At 31.5% G+C, this 18,467-nt stretch carries 18 protein-coding genes; 6 read left to right on the top strand and 12 right to left on the bottom strand.

The window, feature by feature from the left end; genetic code table 11:
• Window positions 1-253: 253 nt before the first annotated feature.
• From QZU90_RS06795 to QZU90_RS06785, 3 genes are all read right to left on the bottom strand, one after another.
• Window positions 254-523, bottom strand: coding sequence for an elongation factor 1-beta (locus QZU90_RS06795; RefSeq protein WP_295608166.1), 270 nt, complete (start codon window positions 521-523; stop codon window positions 254-256).
• Window positions 524-620: 97 nt separating this feature from the next.
• Window positions 621-782, bottom strand: coding sequence for a zinc finger domain-containing protein (locus QZU90_RS06790; RefSeq protein WP_295608168.1), 162 nt, complete (start codon window positions 780-782; stop codon window positions 621-623).
• Window positions 783-960: 178 nt separating this feature from the next.
• On the bottom strand, window positions 961-1,605 hold the full coding sequence (locus QZU90_RS06785; RefSeq protein ID WP_295608204.1) for a delta 1-pyrroline-5-carboxylate synthetase: 645 nt from the start codon (window positions 1,603-1,605) through the stop codon (window positions 961-963).
• Between the two features lie 292 nt (window positions 1,606-1,897).
• On the opposite strand from QZU90_RS06785, the gene QZU90_RS06780 reads away from it, so the two are divergent.
• Window positions 1,898-2,686 carry a DUF4013 domain-containing protein gene (locus QZU90_RS06780; protein WP_296856314.1) on the top strand — a complete coding sequence of 263 codons (789 nt, stop codon included), beginning with the start codon at window positions 1,898-1,900 and terminating at the stop codon, window positions 2,684-2,686.
• 101 nt (window positions 2,687-2,787) lie between these two features.
• Here QZU90_RS06780 and QZU90_RS06775 read toward each other — a convergent pair whose 3' ends face one another.
• Both QZU90_RS06775 and pth2 read right to left on the bottom strand, forming a co-directional pair.
• Complete coding sequence (locus QZU90_RS06775; protein WP_295608172.1) at window positions 2,788-6,810, bottom strand: C1 family peptidase; 4,023 nt, start codon at window positions 6,808-6,810, stop codon at window positions 2,788-2,790.
• A gap of 20 nt (window positions 6,811-6,830) precedes the next feature.
• Complete coding sequence (gene pth2 / locus QZU90_RS06770) at window positions 6,831-7,169, bottom strand: peptidyl-tRNA hydrolase Pth2 (protein WP_295608174.1); 339 nt, start codon at window positions 7,167-7,169, stop codon at window positions 6,831-6,833.
• Window positions 7,170-7,452: 283 nt separating this feature from the next.
• On the opposite strand from pth2, the gene QZU90_RS06765 reads away from it, so the two are divergent.
• Window positions 7,453-9,228, top strand: a complete 1,776-nt coding sequence (locus QZU90_RS06765) for a ribosome biogenesis/translation initiation ATPase RLI (RefSeq protein ID WP_296856312.1) — start codon at window positions 7,453-7,455, stop codon at window positions 9,226-9,228.
• A gap of 279 nt (window positions 9,229-9,507) precedes the next feature.
• Here the strand turns inward: QZU90_RS06765 and QZU90_RS06760 are convergent, their stop codons facing one another.
• The 3 genes from QZU90_RS06760 to QZU90_RS06750 all read right to left on the bottom strand — a co-directional run bounded on the left by QZU90_RS06760 (window position 9,508) and on the right by QZU90_RS06750 (window position 12,503).
• Window positions 9,508-10,668 (bottom strand): pyridoxal phosphate-dependent aminotransferase, encoded by a 1,161-nt coding sequence (locus QZU90_RS06760; protein WP_295608178.1) that lies wholly within the window; start codon window positions 10,666-10,668, stop codon window positions 9,508-9,510.
• Between the two features lie 301 nt (window positions 10,669-10,969).
• Complete coding sequence (gene radB / locus QZU90_RS06755; protein ID WP_296856310.1) at window positions 10,970-11,668, bottom strand: DNA repair and recombination protein RadB; 699 nt, start codon at window positions 11,666-11,668, stop codon at window positions 10,970-10,972.
• A 202-nt stretch (window positions 11,669-11,870) separates the two neighbouring features.
• Window positions 11,871-12,503 (bottom strand): L-threonylcarbamoyladenylate synthase, encoded by a 633-nt coding sequence (locus QZU90_RS06750; protein ID WP_296856308.1) that lies wholly within the window; start codon window positions 12,501-12,503, stop codon window positions 11,871-11,873.
• A 130-nt stretch (window positions 12,504-12,633) separates the two neighbouring features.
• On the opposite strand from QZU90_RS06750, the gene pgsA reads away from it, so the two are divergent.
• The 4 genes from pgsA (at window position 12,634) to QZU90_RS06730 (ending at window position 14,742) form a co-directional block, all read left to right on the top strand.
• Window positions 12,634-13,236 (top strand): archaetidylinositol phosphate synthase, encoded by a 603-nt coding sequence (gene pgsA / locus QZU90_RS06745; protein WP_296856306.1) that lies wholly within the window; start codon window positions 12,634-12,636, stop codon window positions 13,234-13,236.
• 85 nt (window positions 13,237-13,321) lie between these two features.
• The gene (locus QZU90_RS06740) at window positions 13,322-13,564 is read left to right on the top strand and encodes a DUF357 domain-containing protein (protein WP_296856304.1); all 243 of its coding nucleotides are present in this window, start codon (window positions 13,322-13,324) and stop codon (window positions 13,562-13,564) included.
• A gap of 322 nt (window positions 13,565-13,886) precedes the next feature.
• The gene (locus QZU90_RS06735) at window positions 13,887-14,084 is read left to right on the top strand and encodes a hypothetical protein (RefSeq protein WP_296856302.1); all 198 of its coding nucleotides are present in this window, start codon (window positions 13,887-13,889) and stop codon (window positions 14,082-14,084) included.
• A gap of 139 nt (window positions 14,085-14,223) precedes the next feature.
• Window positions 14,224-14,742 (top strand): GNAT family N-acetyltransferase, encoded by a 519-nt coding sequence (locus tag QZU90_RS06730; RefSeq protein WP_296856300.1) that lies wholly within the window; start codon window positions 14,224-14,226, stop codon window positions 14,740-14,742.
• A 57-nt stretch (window positions 14,743-14,799) separates the two neighbouring features.
• On the opposite strand, the gene QZU90_RS06725 is transcribed toward QZU90_RS06730, so the two are convergent.
• The 4 genes from QZU90_RS06725 to QZU90_RS06710 form a co-directional block, all read right to left on the bottom strand.
• Window positions 14,800-15,141, bottom strand: a complete 342-nt coding sequence (locus QZU90_RS06725) for a zinc-ribbon domain-containing protein (RefSeq protein ID WP_296856298.1) — start codon at window positions 15,139-15,141, stop codon at window positions 14,800-14,802.
• 80 nt (window positions 15,142-15,221) lie between these two features.
• Window positions 15,222-16,322 (bottom strand): fructose-1,6-bisphosphate aldolase/phosphatase, encoded by a 1,101-nt coding sequence (gene fbp, locus QZU90_RS06720; RefSeq protein ID WP_295608188.1) that lies wholly within the window; start codon window positions 16,320-16,322, stop codon window positions 15,222-15,224.
• A 373-nt stretch (window positions 16,323-16,695) separates the two neighbouring features.
• Entirely contained in the window at window positions 16,696-17,835 is a 1,140-nt protein-coding gene (locus tag QZU90_RS06715) for a TMEM175 family protein (protein WP_295608190.1), read from the bottom strand.
• 2 nt (window positions 17,836-17,837) lie between these two features.
• On the bottom strand, window positions 17,838-18,434 hold the full coding sequence (locus QZU90_RS06710) for a DUF998 domain-containing protein (protein ID WP_295608192.1): 597 nt from the start codon (window positions 18,432-18,434) through the stop codon (window positions 17,838-17,840).
• Between the last annotated feature and the right edge of the window lie 33 nt (window positions 18,435-18,467).

Below are 18,467 nucleotides of genomic sequence, written 5' to 3'. Positions count from 1 at the left end.
ATGAAATAAAATAAAAAATTAATATGGACAAACTAACAAAACGAAGAAAATAATGTAGAAATACAAAATAGCAAAAATAGAATAAAAATTTGAAAAAACACAATATAAAAATAAAATAGTAAGAATTTGAAAAAATAGTGAAATTTAAAAAAATAGTAAAATTAAAATAAAAATTGAAAATAAAAAAGAAAATTTACCACAAAAAGTGATAAGATTTTGGTCAAGGTTTTTGACCTAAGGCCAAAAAGCTTGCTTACATTAATCTTCTAGAATCAGTAATTTCTGCACTAGCTACATCAGCTAAAGCGATGATAGCTTCTTCAGTAGGTCCAGTTCCACCTTCACCGTCTTCAACGATGAATACAACATTTAAAGCTACTAAACCGAATGCAATAGGTTCTTCAGTAATTTCGTGTAATTCTGCATCTGCAGGCATTGCATCAGTGATTGCTGCTTTTAATGCTTCTAAATCTACTTCTGGGCTTTCAGGCATTACTTTTAAAGTGTTAACAACTTCTCCCATAATCATTCCTCCAATTAATTCTAGATAATTAATTAATCTAAATTTAATCTAAATTAAATTAATCCAAATACAATACTTAATTTATACCAAATCAAACTTATGGTCCTTCAAATCCACATTCGCATTTGTAAGAGTGACCGAAAGTACGGCAACTTTCACATCTTGCGATAGGTTTACCACATACAGGACAGTTGAATTGAACATAAGGTTCAATTAATGGTATTTCTTGTTTACAAGATTGACAGTTAATTTTTTCCATATATATCACCGAATATATTATAAATATTTCAATTTATTAATTTATAAACTTAATGATTAATCTGAATCTAAGTGGCTGATTAAATCAACTAATCTAAGCAACTAATTTAAGCAACTGATCTAAGCCATTAAAACTTAAATTCATCTTAAGTTCACCAATGAATTAATAAAAAAGATGCTTATTCGTTATGTATAAATGTATATTCAAAAGAGCAATCCCCATCATTCATCTCATTGCCCATAATAGACAAGACTCTCTCAGGAAACTCCCCATTTACAACATAACAATCCAATCCATACTCAATCAATAAAGTAGGCAACATCAAGTCAATTGATGATTCATCAAAAGTCAGTAGTTTATTTACATCAATTTCATTGATCAATTCCGCTCCACTTAAGGATGGATCTTTTGTATATATACCATTTACATTTGTTGCTATTAAAAGCTTTGCATCTAAAAGGCTTGCAATGTAAGCTGCAATTGAATCACTTGTCACATCCCATGAATGCTTGAAAGGTTCATTTTCCTTTAGAATCTCTGAACAAATCATAATTGGTATCTTATTGGAATCGGCTATACCCTTTGCTTCATCGATCGTATAGCTGATTTCTGTAAATGCTAATTTATCATTCAGCAATTTAGCCAAGATGTCCATTGAATCAATAGCTGTTTCATGGGTTACATCCTCTGAAAATCCTATAAGAGCATCATATTTTCTAATCAGATTAGCGAACTCTCCACCGCCAATAACAAACAGGCAGCTTTGGCCTTCGAGTGCATTTGCAAGTTCAATTGCCTTCTTTGGGAATAAACTTCCACCAATCTTAATAACCCATTCAATAATAGTATCACAACTGAATGATGAATAATAAAAATTTGATTCTTATAAAATATAGAATATTTAAAAATTAAAAAATATTTAAAAATATAAAATACTTATAAAAATAGCATTTATTAACTATTTATTTTTTACCTTATATATAATTTAGTATTTAAAATAAAAAACCAGAAGAAAAACCTTGGCAAAAAATATTTAATAAGTTTAAAATTTAAATAATTAAAAATTAAAATTATTATATATACTATTTTTAGATTTAGCTTTTTTGAGGGAGAAAATGCCATTAAAAAGATTAAAGTATACTGCTGATTATTGTAAACCAAATCCAATAGGCTTTTTAATAATTCTAGCATTAGTTTTCTCTATCAGCTATTTAAACAAATATGCCCAATACAATAGAATCAGATATCAAATACTGTTCTATTCCCTTGCATTTCTCATTACTGTTTTTACATATGGATATGGTATGGCAATTACAAAAGACACCATAAGAAATGGGGAAAAGCTCCCTATAATTAAGCTTAAGCAATGCACATATTATGGAATTAAAGCATTTATTTTAATTAGTGCTTATACATTCATTGAAGGGTATCTTTTAAATAATCTCTCAAGAAGATTCTTTTTGCCTGAATTTCACTTGAAGTTTGCACTATCACATATAATGAATACATTAAAAATGTATTATCTATATGACCCTGTCAGCACTGTTGGATTTATCATTTGCAGCATTATGATATCTTATATAGTGGCTTTCTTTATGGAGATTTCACTTGCAAGACTTGCTGATGGAGGAAGAATCATTGATGCATTCAACATACTTTCCATTAAAAAATGCATTGATACAATAGGATGGAGACATTATACTGTTGATTACACTAAGATTATGATTTCAATCACAATTTTGGCTTACCTGCAATATGGGATTGATTACTTTGGATTCTTTAGCAATATAATTGATTTGATCATTGGACTTTTAATATTCATAATCGAATTCATTGGAATCGGCATGATTTACAAGGATTATAAAATTAAAAAAAAAGCCGATGAAGAATTAGAAAACAATTGAATTCAAAACAATGAAAAATTAAAAAAATAAATAAAATTAGGAATTAGAAATAAAAAAAGAAAAAAACTAGCTAAAAATAAAAAAGTTAGAGAACTGAATCCCTAACGTTTAACATATACAGTTCTTTTTATAGTGTCTTTAAGGTAGCTAATGGTAACTTTATAAGAGTTTCCCCTTTTAAGCTTTCTGATGACCTTCCTCTTGATGGTGACCTTAGCAACACCTTTGCTGTTGGTTTTTACCTTGTAGGTTTTGCCCTTGAATTTAAAGATTATCTTTTTGCCTTTCAATGGTTTTTTACCATTTTTCAAGGTTGCCTTAAGGGTAAATTTCTTCCACCATCTTTTAACTGTCTTTGTCTTTTGAGAACTTATTACCTGTTTCACCTTAAGCTTATTTTTAACTGTCAAACCGGCATATGATGCAGAGATTGTATAGGTTCCAGGTTTAACTGTTTTAGGTATTTTAAAGATAGCGACACCTTTCTTATTGCTTTTAATCTTATAGGTCTTTTTATTGAGTTTTATTGTAACTGTCTGTTTAGACAATAATTTACCTGTTTTGCCATAAACCTTTAAGGTGTATTTTGATCCGTCAAAGTAGTGCATGCTTATGTTTTTATTGCCTGCGATTCTTGAGAGGACCTTGACAGTATTCTTGATTGTTTGGCCTTTATAAGTAGCTGTTATTGTATAAGTACCCGGTTTAAGTGATTTAGGTATCCTTAAGCTTGCAACACCCTTATTATTTGTTTTGACCTCATATGTTTTCTTATTGAGTTTGATAACAACAATCTGGTTTCCGCCAACTAACTTGGCATCATCACCATAGACCTTTAGGGTGTACTTTGTACCATTGTTATAGTACAGCCTAATGTTCTTATTGCCGAAAAATCTTGAAACCACCCTAATGGTGTTTTTAGATTGTTCCTTAGTAATTGGATTAAGAACAGTAACAACCTGATTAGAGGTTAATTTAGTAAATGGAATGCTGATATAACCGCTATTGTCAGTTGTAAATGTTTTTGATTTTCCATTTACTGTTACAGTTACATTAATATTCTTTATTGCCTCTCCGGTTGAATTCAGCAATTGAACCTTATAGTTATAATTGCTGTTGATTCCTCTGCTTACATCCTGTGAAACTATTGTATTCTTAATCGTTATAGGGAAAATTATTTTAGTTCCATTGTATCCCACCTCAATGGTGTAGTTTCCAGGCTTGAGATTGAGGCCAATTCCTGCAATTCCATTTTCATCAGACTTGACTGTGGCCTTAATGCCATTGATTTCGAATGTTACGACCTCATTTGGTTCAACCAATACTGTAAATGGGGACTCATCAGTGTAGTATTTAACTGAATTATTTGTAATGATGATATTGGAAACGGCATAAACCTTTATTGAAGCAAATTCATTACCTGCGGAAATATCTTCAAATCCATCCCCATAATCTACAAAAGATACACCATTTGGAATAATGTATCTTGAATCATCATGAATCGGAGCGAATTTTGTTTGAATCTCAACACGGAATGTGTCTCCTTTTTTAACAGCAATGGCTTTATCCAATTTAATGGTTTCATAGCCTCTAAGTGAGGATTTGCCATTTTGGGAATATATCACATTGCCATTGACCTTAATGATAATATTGTAACTGGCACCGCTTTCACTAAAATAAGTTCCTACGGCAGAAATCAAATCGTCCCCTGTAGCGTTGTAAACATTTGCATAGGCCTTTGCATCCTCTGAATTCTCATAATCAAATTCGTTGATGATTACATCATATTGATAAACCTTAGTATATTCATGTTTTTCATCAAGAACAAATGCTATTGGAGAGTTGATTGTTGCAAATGCGGTGTCATAATAAGAGACGTAATAATATCCATCGTCTCCCCAATCCTCACCCCAACTGTTTTGAATAATCCATGCGCCATCCCCGGGAGGTGTTTTTATGAAGTTATTCTTGGAATAATTGTCATCCCAACCAACCAAGACAACAATATGATTGGATTGAGGGCCCTCAAATTCATCAACTTCCTCATAATAGTATGCCCCTGCAGTTTCAGGATTATAATCATCCTTCAATATGGAATTTGGAGCATTTACAGTGACTGTTAAGGCACCATATTTTACTAATGCACTCTTATATACATTTATATCCTTTGAAATTTCCATTGTAGGTATTGCAACAAAATTATGAATGTGGAATTTGACTCCATCCTTAGGTTCAATAGCTATTCTTCCCACCTCATCAAAGTCAGATACATCCTCATCTAAAAATCCCCCTAACCAAGCTAAAAAGTAGGAAGCTGCCATATAGCTATCTCCACCATCGGTATTGAATACATCACCATAAATGGAAAAGGCATTACCATAAAATGAAATGGCATTTTTTGAGAAGTTTGCCTTCAAATTAGCGTTTGTTGCTTTCATCAATGCCAATTCAAGAGCTGTTGAAGTTCCAAAAGCCCAACAGGTGTCGGTGCTCAATTGATTTTTAATAGGGCTTTCAATACCAAAGTCTGCCAAGTTAAAGTAAGGGCTGCTTGCATAAGCTTCATCGAATATTATAGAATCATATTCAATATCAATGGAATCACCCTCGAAAACATAATCGCACTCCTTTTGATTGAGTTTATTGCGGCCATCACCAAATGTGTTGTTTTTTAATATGGCAATCTCCCCATCAAATATAGAATGGATATTTTCACCATTTCCACTGAAATAGGAATTTGAAAATTCATATGATGAATCATATAAATAGATGGCACCAGCGTAATCTGCCAGATTATTAGTGAAATTGGAGTTTGTGATTTTAAAATTCTCAACAATTCTATCAGCAAATATTGCACAGCCATGATTTAAGTCTTCACTGATATTTTCTAAAGTGTTATCATAAAATCTGGAATTGGCCACGGTAAAGTTATATGCATTTGAAATATAAATAGCCCCGCCACGATATTTGGCAGAACTATTGGTGAAATTGGAATTACGAATATCCAAACGAGTTCCTAAGTGAAGAATTGCACCTCCAAACTCTGAGGAACAATCAGTGAATTCACAATTTCTTATGAATGTCCAGAAATTAAGATCAGAAACCATCTCATTAAATATTGCCCCACCATTTCTTTTTGAAGAGATGTTTATAAAGGAACAGTTATCAATGACAATATCATTCTGTATATCCTTAAAGGCAATAGCTCCACCAGTGATATTTGCATATAAATTCATGAATCGGCAGTTCTTAATTTCTCCTAGAATATTGGTCCCAAAAATTGCGGGAGAATATGTTGAGGTAAGATTTAGAAAGGTGGTATTCAAAATGGACATCTTGGAAGAGGATAAATAAATCAAACCATAATGCAATTCCTTTTCACTTACAAAAGAGCCATTCACCAATTTTAACTCAGAATCCTCATCCAAAAATATTGCAGCCCCCTGTTTTGCATAATTATTAATGAACCTGTCATTCAAACTCTCGTAAAAGGTATAATATCCACAGACTGCAGAACCATTCACAGCAAGACAATCAGAGAAAATTACATTGTTTGTACTTATATCGGAATAGTTTGCAAAAATAGCTGAACCGTTTGAATTCCTAAATGTCAAATTATTGATTATAAGACCTGTATCGAAAAGTCTGAAAATGCTTGATTGACCATTTCCATCGATAAAATGGTTATTACCATTAATGATTAGATCTTTCTTGTTAATTGGAATTCCATTAATGAAATTACCATCAGTGAGATTATTGAAGATATAATCGTCAGTCAAATCAAGAACATCTGTTACAGAATTGATCTTAGCACTTAAATCCTTGAAGGATGTTCCATCACCATCTGATAAGACATCTTCATAAACTGAGGATATCCCCTCCCCATCATTAGCATCCCCTAGAAATGGAGATTCCTCTTGTACTACAGTATCCTCATCAACAACTGATGATTCATCCAAATGATTTAAAACATCCCCATCGTCAATTGAATTTAAAATCTCTGTGGAATCATCCATTGAAGATGCAGTATTCATTTCCATATTTGCATCATCAGCGAAAACGGCACCTAAAGATAAGCATAGCGTAAAAATCAGCAAAAATGTAAAAATAATTTTCTTATTCATAGTTTCCCCAAAAAATAATATTACAATAACTTTAAATCACCGGTTATCTCATCCAGCACATCATCTTCATCAGGACCTAATCCTAAAACAGTTACTGTGGATTTTGGCAATTGGGTTCTTCCTGCATCAGTGACCAAATAGTATGCAACTCCTTTTGCTCTTGCAAGCTCCCTTAGATTATAAAGATCTTGCAATGTAGGTGCTTTCAAGACTACTTTTGCATAGGCTTCATTTTCCCATTTTCTGATTTTTTCCTTGTCAGCCTGTTTATATGCACCTATAGCAGCATGACAGCATTGGGCAGCTATTTTCCCTTTTCCCATCTTGATGTCAGTTCTTACAACCATTACCTGTTTCATTTAAATCCCAATAAAATTAATTAAAAATAGAATTATATTAAGAAAATTAAATTTTTTCTATAATTACTCTTATATTAAACTCAAAATTATTTAAATTTAACCAAAGAACAACTAATAAATATTTAACAAATGTGATTTTACAGCATTACACAAAATTATTATAAACTATTAAAAACAAATTATATTTATTATAAATTATTTATAATTAATTCAAAGAATTTAATAAAAAAATTAAAATAAATTAAACTTATTATATTATTATTTTAGAGGAAACGGAGATAAAATGAGTAGAATTTCTATTTTAGACAAGGACAAGTGCCAACCTAAAAAATGTAACTATGTATGTATGCACTATTGTCCTGGTGTACGTATGGAAGAAGATACAATTGTAATTGATGAGAAGAGCAAAAAGCCACTCATTTCAGAGGAATTATGTTCCGGATGCGGTATCTGTACCAACAGATGTCCATTTGGTGCAGTCAGTGTTATCAATTTACCTGAAGCTCTTGATGAGCCTATTCACCGTTACGGCCAAAATGCATTTGAACTCTTTGGTTTACCAACCCTTAAGGATGGAACCGTTCTTGGTTTGCTTGGTCAAAACGGTATTGGTAAGTCAACAATCATGAGAATATTATCTGGAGAGCTTATTCCTAACCTTGGAAACTATGAAGAGGAAGCAAGTTGGGATAAAGTTATTGAATACTACAAGGGATCAGCATTGCAAAACTACTTCAAATTGCTTCAAGCTGGTGAAATCAAGACCATTCACAAGCCACAAATGGTGGACCAACTTTCCAAGGTTGTCAAGGGAAATGTAAAGACATTGCTTACCAATGTGGATGAAAGAAACAAGCTTGACGAGATTATTGATGATTTAGACCTTAAGAATGTTCTTGAAAGAGATATGCAAAACTTAAGTGGTGGGGAACTTCAAAGAGTGGCAATAGCTGCTACAGTTCTTCGTGAAGGTGATTTCTACTACTTCGACGAACCGACCTCCTGGTTGGATGTACGTCAAAGATTGAATGCCGTTAAGGTAATCCGTTCCCTTGCTGAAGCAGGAAAATCAGTTCTTGTAATTGAGCACGACTTAGCTACATTGGATGCTATGAGTGACAATGTGCATCTTCTTTACGGTGAACCTGGAGGATATGGGGTAGTAAGTGGAAATAAAGGTGTGAGAGTAGGAATCAACGCATACATCAATGGGTTCTTGCAAGAGGAAAATGTAAGGATAAGAAAACAGCCAATTGAATTCAGCATCCGCCCGCCAACACCAGAGGATGATGGTGAAGTCTTAAGTGAATACAGCGACCTTAAAAAGGAATATGATGGATTCACACTTGAGGCGGAAGCAGGTAAGATCTACCATGACGAGATTGTCACTGCATTCGGTTCAAACGGTATTGGTAAGACCACCTTCGCTAAGATATTGGCAGGTGTTGAAAAGCCAAGCGAAGGAGAAATATTGGAAAAAGTGGATATTGCATACAAACCACAATACATTGAATCTGACTTCGATGGAACCGCTCAGGAATTCCTTTATGCAAATGCTCCAACATACGGATCAAACATCTTCAATAGTGAAATCGGAAGACCTCTTGCTCTCGATAACTTGCTTGATAAAAAGGTAAAGAAACTAAGTGGTGGGGAACTTCAAAGACTTGCACTTGCTGTAACATTATCACAAGATGCAGATATTTATCTTTTCGATGAACCTACTGCATTCCTGGATGTGGAGCAAAGGTTGATAGCAGCTAGAGTAATCAGAAAGATCATTGAAAGCAGAAATGCAGCATCATTGATTGTAGACCACGATATCGTATTTATTGACTACATTTCCGATAGGGCTATGGTATTCAGTGGAGAACCTGGACTCAATGGTATCGCTTCCAAGCCAGCAGACCTTAGAACAAGCATGAATCAGTTCTTAGGAGACTTGGACATTACCTTTAGAAGAGATAAGGAAACCAAACGTCCTAGAGTGAATAAATATGACTCTTACCTTGACAGAGAACAGAAAGAGCAAGGGGAGTATTACTACTTGAAAGACTAGTTAAATTTAACTAGTGAAATAAAAATATATTAAAGTTTTTAGATTTTTCTAAAAACTATTTTACTTTTTTTTAAAAATTTATTCAAAAACTATTCTTAAACTATGACTATTTTTATCAATTTTAAAGTTTCATAACATACGAATTATATTACATGAAATTACATGAAAAAATATAAAAAATAGTTTAAAATTGATTAAATTAAAAAATAAGCGAAAATGAACAATTAAAAATATTATAAAAAATTAATAAAAAAAGAAAAAATAAACTAAATAATAAAATTATTTAGTTCTTAAGGCTTCAACAGCAAGTACAAATTCACGAGCAAATACCTTGACTTTTTCTGGGTCGATTGAATAGCTTACTCTCAAGTAATTATGACCAAAGGTATTACTGGTATATGAACCTTGCCTGGTGAACACTTTTTTCTCAATCAAATAGGAAGACATGTCTTCAGGATCGATTCCTGCACCGGATAAGTCAATTCCCATCATGTTTGCACTTGATGGATAAACAGGCAAAAAGACTCCTTCACATTGGTCAACAGCTTCCTTGATAATCTTTTGATTTTCAAAAGTGGTATCTCTGACCCTATCAATCCATTCTGGTTTGGATTTCAAGGCAGCTAGTGCACCAGCCTGTGCAATCATATTTGTACCTACATCGTTAATGATAATACTTTTTACGACATCAATAACCTCTTGGGTTGAAATGATAGCCCCTAACCTTAAACCTGCCATACCAAATATCTTGGAGAAACTGTAGCAAGTAATAGTGTTATCTGGAGCATATTTAGCACAGAGAGTGTGATTGTAAGCAAAGTCCCTATAAGTTATATCATGCAATAGGAATATGTCATTTTCAATAGCTATTTCTGCAAATTCCTTGATTTCCTCTTCAGTGTAAGAGCTTCCAAGTGGATTTAACGGATCGATTAAGAGAATGACTCTGGTGTTCTCATCCATATTTTCCCTTACTAATTTTGGAGTTAACTTATAGTTGTTTTCTTCACTGTAAATCTTGACTTGTCTTACTTCATTTGCAAATCTGCTTGCAAAGTTATCAATAATGAGATATCCTGGATCTGGTGTGATAACATTGTCCTCAGGAGATAAAACCGCATTCATGGCTAAGTATAATGATTCGGTTGCACCGGCGTTAACATATATACTTAAGTCTTCCAAGTCCAAATCTTTTAAAATCAAAGATTGCAGTTCTGTAAAACCTTCTGGAGGTGGGTACTTGCAGTATTCGTCACTTCCAATGCAGTCAATCATTGCCTTGTGTACATCATCGTTGTGACCAATATGCAATTCATTTGTATTCTGACCCATCCAAATCATTTCTTTATCCTTAAAAACAGCTTCAAAAAAGTGGTTTGCAGATTCATAACCATCTGGAATAATCTTAGCTGCTTTTGCATATTTCTTCTTTTGGATCATCTTATCACAAATCCTATATCTTAATTAAAAATTTAAAAATAATTTTATAAATAATAATTTTATCAGTATCAGTTTTTAAAAAAATTAAACTGATTATGTTTTCAAATAAACATACAACATTATATTATCTATTAAAAGTAACATATAAAATTATTTATAAAAACAAGAAAAAATAGTTTAGTTTTTAAAAAAATGATTAATAATTAATAAATAAAATAAAAAAAGTAATAAAGAAAGACTAGTGGAAGGATGAAAAAATCAAAATAGTAAAAAAATAAAAAAAATAAAAAAAGGAACTGAATTATTCAATTCCATTATTAGTGATCAAGAAGTGAACAGCCAATCCTTCTCTTTTTGATTTATGCCTTTTTAAAAGAGCTATTCTTTGATTGGTTCCTTCTTCACGTTTGAGTTCAATGATGATTTTGCTTCTGTATTGGATAATTGTTCCACCAACAGGAGAGAAATCCTCTTCGCTTTCCTCATCAAATGAAGCATAGATTTGGTTTGTAACAAGAACAGCGAGATCATGATTGATTGCAAGTGCAGAAAGCATTTGCATCTGTTTTCCTAAAAGATGTGATTTTGTACTATCATCTTCCACTCTGAATAGCGCTACAGCTGAATCCAATATTATGAGTTCAACATCTGCACTGTTGGAAGATATCCATGATTCAATAAGCCCAAGATCCTCTTCCTGTTCCTTGAATGAAGTAGGTTCAAATACAATGATATTCTTTGCAACAGTATCAAAATCCTCTCTTGAGATTTGTCTAATCCTATCAACGGATATCCCACCTTCAGTATCAATGTAAACTACTTTTTTTCCTCTTTTAGCTACACCAATAGCTATATTTAGACAAATATTGGTTTTACCTACACCTGGAGGACCATATATCTGTGTAATTGTCCTTTTTTCAATTCCTCCATCCAATAATTCATCTAAAGGAGAGTTAGTGGAAATCTTTTCCTGATTGCTCATATTTGATAATATTTTCATGTCTTTCCCTTCATAATAATAAAATAATTTTATAATTAAATTTAATAATTTTATTAACTAATAATTTTTAATAATAACTGATAATTAATTTCATTCAGTAAACATAATATTTAATTAGATATATTTAAAGTTAATTTTTTTAGCGATTTCATTTTACAAGTTAATTCAAATTGCATAATCCAATTGTAAAAATGACATTTATCTAAATCAGTTTCTCCAAATCATCTTTTATTGAATCCATATCATTGGAATCAAATCCGTTTCTAAGCAAAGTTGGTTTGGATGAGCTTAAGTCAATTACAGTAGATGGCTTTGCCTTTCCCAAATCACCAACATCAATAACCAAATCAATATCATTTCCAATCTGCTTTAGAATATCCTGAGGATTGGATAATGTGCATTCATTTGTAATGTTTGCACTTGTGGTTGTTATTGGAAAGAGACTTGCAAGCAATCTGGCAATCTTATAATCCGGAATTCTTACTCCAACTTTAGAACTTGCACTGACATATGGAGACACAATCTTTTTCTTGTTTAGAATAAAGGTAAATGGTCCTGGGAGCCACTTATCGACAATAGCTCTTGAATCTTTATTTAAGTCTGCAATCAATTCCAAGCTATTTGTATCTTGAACCAATACAGACAATGGCTTTGATTGTTCTCTTTTTTTAATTTCATAGATTTTCTTAACTGCATCATTATTGAAAATATTTGCTCCCAATCCATAAACGGTATCTGTAGGATAGAGAATGATTCCCCCATCCGCCATAATGTCAATGGCTTCACCGATTAGATCCATATCTGGATTTTCGCTACTCATTTTAAATATTTTCATAATAATACACCACAATCAATACACAAAATAGATTTATACAATTTTAAAACTATTATTTTTTAACTTCAATTTTAAACTTTACTGAGATAATCTAATTAAATATATATTAGTTAATCAATATAATAAAATTATGCTTAATAGTTTACGACCATATCTTACAAAATTTTTAGAACCCTTAGCTAGTCGATTGAATATTAATCCAAATATTGTAACTGTGATTTCTCCATTTTTGGCAATCATCTCAGCTATTTTCTTTGCTAGTGGAAATCTGATAGGAGGAGCAATATTTATCCTTCTCAGTGGATTTTTAGATGTTGTTGATGGAGCAGTTGCAAGATATCATGACAGGGCAAGCCCATTTGGAGCATTCCTGGATTCAACAATGGATCGTTTTGCAGATGCAATAATATTCATTGGAATAATATTTGGAGGATATTGTCACTGGTTTGTAGGTGTTTTAGCTATTCATTCAGCAATTACAGTCAGTTATGTAAGAGCAAGAGCGGAATCCCAAGGGGTTGAGTGCAATATAGGAATAGCTGAACGTGCAGTCAGAATGATAATCTTAATGTTAGGTGCAGTGATTGCAGCAATATTCCATTCAAACGTAATATTTACATATTTCATTTACATACTTGTAATCCTTTCATACTTCACAGTTGGCCAAAGAATATTCCATGTATGGAAAGAATTGAATGGACCTAAAAAATATAGGCAAAAAAGATTAAGATAAAATTTTTCTATATTAATATTTTAAAAAATAAATTTAAAAATAAATTTTAAAAAAATAAAAATTAGAATTGTTCGGAGCATATGAAATGAAAGATCTTGAAAGTGAAGAGAAAATTGCAATTGATATTGCAAAACTTGAGAGAAACTTGAAACAAGTTGAAGACATCAAGTTCAAAGGAAAAGAGAAAGAAGTTTTTGATAGGGCCATCGATTATTGGAATGACTCAAAATATTACCTTGAGAAAAAAGACACAAGAACTGCTTTTGGTTGTATTGAATATAGCCACGGTTTACTCGATGCACTAAGAATGATTCATGGATTAATTTAATTAAATATTCGATTGATTAAATGATAAGTTTATATCGTAAACTATAAAATAATTAAAGTTTGTATCTAAAATATTTATCAAATTGAAATTTCAAAAATTTGAATGATTTTTTGATTGAAATTTTAGAAAATTTACAAGAAAATGAAAAAAATTATTCATAAATATACAAACTATTTGATATAATAAAAACTAAAAATTTAAATACTTTCAACAATAAATATTTATTCAACATAATAAGAACAATTTTTAATTTTAAAAATTGTAAATGAGGATAAAAATTTTAAAAATTAAATTTAAAAAATATTTGGATTAAAAATGGGAGATGTCTATTATGACAGATATTGATGTTACTGAAATTAGAATTATCTTAGAGGATCTCACTGAAGAACAATTAATTAATATCTTGGAAAAAAACGGTTACACTAATAAAGGTAAAAAAAATGTATTGATTAGAGAAATCATGACTAAAATTTCTCATGATATTGTTATCCAAGAATTAGATGAACTTGGTGCAATATAATCAAAACTTTTTTTATTTTTTTACTTCTTTCTTTTACAAATTCACTACTTTTTTATATTTTATTACTTACAATTATCTAATCACTTTTTTACTGATTTTTAGCATAAAAATAAATAATTTATTGAATAAAATTTTTAATATGATTCTAAAAACAGAACGGCTTATCCTAAGACCATGGAAGGAAAGTGATGCAGAATGCCTATACCATTTTGCAAAGAATCCTAAAATTGGACCTATTGCAGGTTGGCCCACACATAAAAGCGTTGATGAAAGCTTGGAAATTATAAAAACTGTTTTTTCTAAAAGGGAAACTTATGCAATAACAATTGATGACAATGCAATAGGATGTGTAGGACTTCTATTCTATCCAAACACCAATCACTACTGGGGAGATGAAGGAGTTGAATTGGGCTATTGGATTGGAGAGGAATATTGGGGCCAAGGATTAGTGGCTGAAGCATGTAAAGAACTTATCAGACATGCTTTTGAAGATTTGAAGATTAGTAAAATCCATGCAAGCTGCAGATATGAAAACCACCAATCAAAAAGAGTCTTGGAAAAATTGGGATTCAAGTATTATTGTGATATGAAAAACACAGATCTTTTAGGAAATGAAACACGAGAAATGGCTATGTTTTTAGAAAAACAAGAAAAATAATTTAAAAGATACTAAAAATAGTGAAAAATTAAAAAAGAAAAATGTTAAATAAAGAGTTTACATGCCCATAGCAATAAAAGAAAGGAACCATATTACTATAGAAAGCCCAATAATTAACTTTCCATGTTTTTTAGCATCCTCTTCATCACGAGTAATTAAGTAGATACCAAAAATAACTCCGAATAAGGGTATTAAGATTGCACATATATAACCTAAAATCTTAGAAATAGTATGAGAGTTCTCAGATTGAACATTAGGAATGGGATTTTGAGTTGCTTGTGTGTTGGAATTGGAATTTGAATTCAGTTCAGCACTTACATTTCCAAAATCATATCCGCAGTTATGACAGTATTTACTTCCTTCTTTTCTTTCTGCTCCACAACTTGGACAAAAAGTCATAATTTTCCCCCTACATTAAATTGTTTTAATATAATAAAACTAATAAAAATTAAATAAAAAAAGAAAAAGAGATAGATGATTTAGTCATCATCCATGTCTTCGAATCTAGGTTCTAATTTTTCCATTACGCCAGGTAAAGAAGTGTATTCCATTTCTTCAGCTGGTAATCGGTGTGGTTCGAATGGACCATGTCTTCTGATGTAAGAAGCAATGTTTGCGGATTGTCTTCTGGTTTCATCAAATGCAGGGTCATCGAATAAGTCTACAGGTCCGATTAATTTAGCATCAGTTACTTGGAAACCTAAACCTACAACTCTAGGAGGTCCGTCGAATCTGATTGGGTTAGCTTCTTCTTGGCTGGTAGGCATCATAGGACCATTGTGGGATCCTCTCATCCATCCACTTACCATGTGTGGGAATGCAAATGGTTCTACACATTCACCGTTTGCAGGGAATCCTGATTGAGCCCTTACAATAGCTACAGGGTCATCTTTACCTACATATTCACCAGCTAACATGTTCAATTTGTCAGTACTTACTGCAGCTGCGATTTCACCGTTTTTCTTGAATACTCTTTTAATTACGTATCTGCCGGTAGAACCGATTAAAGCAAGTAAGTCGTACATTTCTTCAGGACAGTCTAAAATTACTTTTTTGTGTTCCATTACATCGAACACTTCAAAACTGAATCCATCGTGTAAGCTTGGGTCAATTACAAGACCAGCAGTGTTGAATGGATCTGCAAAGATTCTAAAGATAGGTAAGTTGAAAGCACCTGGTTCGGTTTTGTCCATACAGTAAACAATTACAGGGTCACTTCCTCTTTCTTTGAATTCCATTTCTGCACAACCTGGACCCATACCTTTTACGTTTCCAGAGAAAGTGTCAGTTAATAAGTCTTGACCTGCACCATATAATTTTAAGTCTCTTGCGATTTCAGTTGCTTGAAGGAAAGCATCATATGCAGTTTTGTGAACTTCTTCGTTTAATTCACCGTTTCTGTGAGTCATGATTAAATCAATGTCGTCACCACAACGGGTTATATAATAATCTTCAAGAATACCAGTTTCTAAAGCACCAGATAATACTTCATCACATTTTTCCATTAATGCAGGATGTGATACACAGTGTCCAGAAACACTTCCAATATCCGCTTTGATTACACTAACAGTAGTTTTCATCTTAAAACACCTCAGTAATAAAAATTTACTATTTTTAACCATTTTAGTTAAATAGCAGTACATATTTAGCTTTAATTCATAATATAAGAACAATAATTAACTATTATAGCAATTAACTATTAAAAAATAATTATTCATTAATAACTAATCGTTATAATAATTAATTACTTGAATTAATAGCTAATATAAAATAATTAAATTATTAATCAAACTAAATACTTTCAAATAACTGGAAATTAAAAATAATTTCTTAAGTTATTTAATATACATTATTATTTTTGATTTATATTATATATAATAATTATGATTTAAAAAAAAGAGTTTTATAAATAAATTTAAAAAATTAATAAAAAAATAAAAAATTATTTTGGAATCAAAAATTGTTTCTATAATATGATATTATCCATATTGCAATTATTGAAACCAAACAGGCAATTACTATAGCCAATGGATAAACAAAATAACCGATTACCATACCCATAATAACAAGAACAATTGTTGTTATGAATGGCTTATTGTCTGCCAATGCCAATTGCAATGCAATGTTTGCCTTATCTGAATTTTTCAAAGCATTTGCTGTGATGATTGATGAAAAAGCAACTAGAATGAAATCCAAACCATATAAAAAGCAAGGCACAAATGAATTAGGATTCAATGCAACGAATGTAGTCAAATATGGAATTAGTGACAAGAAGAATAATGCTAGCCCAATTGACCAAATTACCTTCGGATTAATCTTATTGACAATATTGAATAGGTTATTGTTATAATTCCAGAAATTAAAACAGACAATGAAACTTACTGCATAGACTATAAACTCAAATTTAATGTCAAAAAATGCATCCCAAGACCCATTTGCCACCATAGGGATCTCAAGCACAATAATTGTAATTATAATGGCAATGATTGCATCAATAAACGCTTCAAATCTATCAGTGCTACCATCATCTGGCCTTCTAAGCCTTGAAAATATTAACCAGCAGATAAGAGAAATCAAAACGCAAATATAGATTCCAGGAGTGTAGATTGTATAAGTGAGAATAAAACCCAAAACCATAATCGCTATTGGAATGTAACTGTAAACGCTTCTAAAATTATTTTGGCATAAGCCACAGCTATAAGGATTAGCTCTATATATTGCATAAATAGATAGGATATACAACAGATCTATTGCAAGAAAATCAATTCCAAACATTGTTTCTGCAGCAACTGAATTAACGTTAAATGCCATCCATGATGCAAAATAAGGGAGAAGAGAAATTGCAAATATCTGAAGCGCATATATAATTACAACTTTGTTGTCAATCTCTTCAACGACCTGAAACAGATTATGGTTATCATACCAAATGATAAATATTACTAAAAAACAGATTGCATAAGTGATAAATCTAGCATTCAATGCTAAAACAGCACCAAATGTAGGAGATACAGGTTGTGTTAATTTCAACACTAAAACTGTTATGATAATCGCTAGAATCGCATCAAAAAATGTTTCAAATCTGTTTGTATTCATGATTATACCTTTGTATTTTTTAATAAATAAATTCCACTAATAAAGCTCCAAATAATTAGGGTATAAACAGATAATCTTTCAAATACTGGCATGTAAATGCTTTGCATATTAAAGAACATTATCCAAAATGCAATTAATCCAATGACCCCTAAGACTAAAGTTATCTTTTGATAGGTTTCAAACTTATCCATAGATCTTGATATGCTGATGAGTAATATGTTACCTCCAAGAATAGCCATTATGGCACCTAAGCTATGATAACCATCAGTTACAGGGTTTCCTGCATGAATAAATGCTACAATTATTACTCCAATAGCTGCAATTAGTGTTAAAATATAAAAAACAGCCTTGTTTTTTATTATAAAATCTTTGAATTTATAGAAATTGCCAAATATGAAAGTCAAACCAATTATAACAAATGCAGAATTCATTAAAAAGGATAATGGAGAATTAGCATTAGGAATCCCTAACTCTGAAATTGTATAGAACAGATAAGTGTTTATCAAAGTGTCATTAAAAGAAAATGCACTGATTGCCTCAGCTATCAAGTAGTATAAACTGCCTAAAATAAAAACTATTCCTGCAATTTTAGATTTCATTTTTTTATCTCCAAACATAACATAAAATAAAAC

It is taken from the genome of uncultured Methanobrevibacter sp. (assembly GCF_902784195.1).
In the GTDB taxonomy this organism is placed as follows: Archaea; Methanobacteriota; Methanobacteria; order Methanobacteriales; family Methanobacteriaceae; genus Methanobrevibacter.
Note: the sequence above shows the minus strand (reverse complement) of the source record. Positions and strands in the feature narration are given on the sequence as shown.